This is a genomic window from Mesorhizobium sp. M7D.F.Ca.US.004.03.1.1 (assembly GCF_003998635.1).
Classification (GTDB): domain Bacteria; phylum Pseudomonadota; class Alphaproteobacteria; order Rhizobiales; family Rhizobiaceae; genus Mesorhizobium; species Mesorhizobium loti.
This window is the reverse complement of record NZ_RZQG01000563.1, coordinates 1-4,015: the sequence shown is the minus strand read 5'-3', so window position 1 is coordinate 4,015 and position 4,015 is coordinate 1. Positions and strand designations below refer to the sequence as shown.

2 protein-coding genes and 1 pseudogene are annotated in these 4,015 nt (G+C 62.9%); all 3 read left to right on the top strand.

The genetic code is table 11. From position 1 onward, the window contains the following. A partial coding sequence (locus tag EN935_RS25440) for a MipA/OmpV family protein (RefSeq protein WP_164771328.1) occupies positions 1–191 on the top strand: 191 nt, incomplete at its 5' end. A gap of 290 nt (positions 192–481) precedes the next feature. Continuing rightward, positions 482–3,445, top strand: a complete 2,964-nt coding sequence (ileS, locus tag EN935_RS25435; RefSeq protein WP_109663113.1) for an isoleucine--tRNA ligase — start codon at positions 482–484, stop codon at positions 3,443–3,445. Positions 3,446–3,656: 211 nt separating this feature from the next. Beyond that, positions 3,657–4,015: pseudogene (locus EN935_RS25430) on the top strand (hypothetical protein); the annotation flags it as partial.

Below are 4,015 nucleotides of genomic sequence, written 5' to 3'. Positions count from 1 at the left end.
GCCTGAAATCGACCGGCCTCGGCGGCGCCATAACCTGGAAGGTGACCGAGCCGATGACCGCCAGCCTGTTTGGTGAATATTCGCGCCTGATGGGACCGGCGGCCGATTCCAGCCTGGTCAAGGAACGAGGCGACCGCAATCAGTTCATGATCGGCGTGTCGACCACCTATCGCTTCGATTTCACGATGTAAGCGAATCGAACGAGAGACGCTTTATTCCTGCGCCTATCTCCGCTAAAAGCCGGGGCATGACGAGCTTTTCGCGCCTTTGCCGGCCGACCATACGAATTATAAGCCCGGTGTTCCGGGCGGCCTGAGCGCCGCCGGAGCCGCCGGGAATCTTGGCGTGCGCCCTCGCGCTTTTTCCAAATCATCAGGCATGTCGCCCAAAAGTGGCCCCGGTTTTGGGAAAACGACATGCTCAAAAAGTATAGTTCAACGCCCGAGCTCCTTTGCCGCCGGGCAATGCACATGGCAGACCAATGACCGATACCGCTGAAACGATCGATTATTCCAAGACGCTTTACCTGCCGCAGACGGATTTTCCGATGCGCGCCGGCTTGCCCGAGAAGGAGCCGCTGCTGGTCAAGCGCTGGCAGGACATGGACCTCTACCGCAAGCTGCGCGAGGATGCTGCCGGCCGCACGAAATACGTGCTGCATGACGGCCCGCCCTACGCCAACGGCAACATCCATATCGGCCATGCGCTGAACAAGATCCTCAAGGACGTCATCACCCGCTCGTTCCAGATGCGCGGCTATGACTCGAACTATGTGCCGGGCTGGGACTGCCATGGCCTGCCGATCGAATGGAAGATCGAGGAGCAGTACCGCGCCAAGGGCAAGAACAAGGACGAGGTGCCGGTCAACGAATTCCGCAAGGAATGCCGTGAGTTCGCCGCGCATTGGATCACGGTGCAGGGCGATGAGTTCCAGCGGCTCGGCGTCATCGGCGACTTCAAGAATCCCTATACGACGATGGCTTTCCATGCCGAGTCGCGCATTGCCGGCGAACTTTTGAAATTCGCCATGTCGGGCCAGCTCTACCGCGGTTCCAAGCCGGTCATGTGGAGCGTGGTCGAGCGCACGGCACTGGCCGAGGCCGAGGTCGAGTACCAGGATTATGAGTCCGACACGATCTGGGCGAAGTTTCCGGTCGCCAGCCTGGTCCGTCCCATCGATGATGGTGAGACCAAACTGACGGAGGGAGCCCTCGACCTGCTCCAGGCCCACGTCGTCATCTGGACGACGACGCCCTGGACCATCCCCGGCAACCGCGCCGTCAACTATTCGCCGCGCATCAGCTACGGCCTCTACGAGGTGACGGCGGCCGAGAACGCGTTTGGCCCGCAGCCGGGCGAAAAGCTGATCTTTGCCGACGCACTGGCCGAGGACGCCTCGGCCAAGGCCAAGGTCACCTTGAATCGTCTCCGCAGCGTTTCGGCGCAAGAGCTTGGAAGCCTTACGCTTTCGCATCCGTTCAAGGGCTTTGGCGGCGGCTACGAATTTGCCGTTCCGATGCTCGCCGGCGACCATGTCACCGACGATGCCGGCACCGGCTTCGTCCACACCGCGCCCGGCCACGGCCGCGAGGATTTTGACGCCTGGATGGATGCGGCGGCGGATCTGCGCGCACGCGACATCGACAGCGCCATCCCGTTCACCGTCGACGATGGCGGTTTCTTCACCAAGGACGCGCCGGGTTTTGGCCCGGATCGCGAGGGTGGGCCGGCGCGCGTCATCGACGACAACGGCAAGAAGGGCAACGCTAACCAGGCGGTCATCGACGAGCTGATCAAGCGCAACGCGCTGTTCGCGCGGGGTCGGCTGAAACACTCCTATCCGCATTCCTGGCGGTCGAAGAAGCCGATCATCTTCCGCAACACGCCGCAATGGTTTGTCTACATGGACAAGGACCTCGGCGACGGCTCGACGTTGCGCAGCCGCGCGCTGAAGGCGATCGACGACACCCGCTTCGTGCCCGCCGCCGGCCAGAACCGCATCCGCGCCATGATCGAGGAGCGCCCGGACTGGGTGCTGTCGCGTCAGCGCGCCTGGGGCGTGCCGATCGCCGTCTTCGCCGATGCCGATGGCAATGTGCTGAAGGACGAGGCGGTCAACCAGCGCATCATGGACGCCTTCGAACAGGAGGGCGCCGACGCCTGGTTCGCCGCCGGCGCCAAGGAGCGTTTCCTCGGCAATCACGATGCCTCCAAATGGAAGCAGGTGATGGACATCCTCGACGTCTGGTTCGATTCGGGCTCGACGCACGCCTTCACGCTGGAAGATCGTCCTGACCTGAAATGGCCGGCCGACGTCTATCTCGAAGGCTCCGACCAGCATCGCGGCTGGTTCCACTCCTCGCTGCTGGAAAGCTGCGGCACCAGGGGCAGGGCGCCTTACGACACCGTCGTCACCCATGGTTTCACCATGGATGAGGATGGCCGCAAGATGTCGAAATCGCTCGGCAACACCGTCGTTCCACAGGACGTCATCAAGCAGTCGGGGGCCGACATCCTGCGTCTGTGGGTGGTGACGACTGATTACTGGGAGGACCAGCGGCTCGGTAAGAACGTGCTGCAGACCAACATCGACGCCTATCGCAAGCTGCGCAACACTATCCGCTGGATGCTGGGCACGCTCGCCCATGACGATGGCGAGGAGGTGCCGCTGGGGAAGATGCCGGAGCTGGAGCGGCTGATGCTGCACCGGCTCTCCGAACTCGATGAAGTCGTGCGCTCGGGCTACGACGCCTTCGAATTCAAGCGCATCACCCGCATGCTGCTCGATTTCATGGTGGTCGAACTATCGGCGTTCTATTTCGACATCCGCAAGGACGCGCTCTACTGTGACGCGCCGTCGAGCCTAAAACGCAAGGCTTCGGTGCAAGTGGTGCGCCATCTCTTCGATTGCCTGGTGAAATGGCTGGCGCCAATGCTGCCCTTCACCATGGAAGAGGCCTGGCTCGATCGTCATCCCGACGCCGTCTCGGTGCATCTCGACCAGTTCCCGCAAATCCCGGCGGACTGGAAGAATGAGGCGCTGGCGGAAAAGTGGCGCAAGGTGCGGCAGGTGCGGCGTGTCGTCACCGGCGCGCTGGAGATCGCGCGCGCCCAGAAGGTGATAGGGTCGTCGCTGGAAGCAGTGCCGGTCGTCACCATCAACGATGCAGCGCTCGAAGCGGCGATATCCGATGTCGACATGGCCGAGATGGCGATCACCAGCGATCTGGTGATCGCTCATGGCGAAGCGCCTGTGGGTGCCTTCACGCTTGACGACGTCAGGGGTGTCGCCGTGGTGGTCGAAAAGGCCGAGGATCGCGGCCTCGTGAAATGCGCACGGTCCTGGCGCTACACCGCCGATGTCGGCCAGGATCCGGAATTTCCGGATGTTTCGGCGCGCGATGCGGCGGTACTGCACGAATTGAAGGCGCTTGGCCGGCTTTAACAGGCCGGCCGGCCAGCTTGATCGGTGCACAAATGCCACGCCGGGCGGGCGAAAACCGCCCGCGCGTTGCCCTTAACGAGTGGTTGAGGTAAACACGCGAAACTCCGGAAGACAAATTGTCGCCGGATTTCCGTCGCAAGTGCTTGGACGATGGGGACCGGTCATAAGGCCGGTGGCAATCGAGAGGCTGTCTACAGTGGGACTTTTTGGCATGACCGAGAGATATAACGTGCGCCTGGCGCTGCTGGCGCCGCTTGTCGCATCGGGCCTCGCTTTGTCCGGCTGCATGGGGTCTCCGACCTATGGCACCGACAAGACCGCCGGCGAACAGCTGGCCGGCGATATTTCGGGCGCCTTTTCGTTCGCGCCGAAGCGCAAGGAACAGATCGACTACAAGCCGCGCCCGACGCTGGTGAAGCCGGCGCCAGGCCAGAAGGAAGCGCTGCCGGCGCCGCAGGACAGCATCGAGACGGCAAGCGCCGAATGGCCCGAATCGCCCGAGCAGCGCCGCGCCCGCTTGCGCGCCGACGCCACCGCCCATCAGAACGATCCGGCCTATCAGTCGGAGAT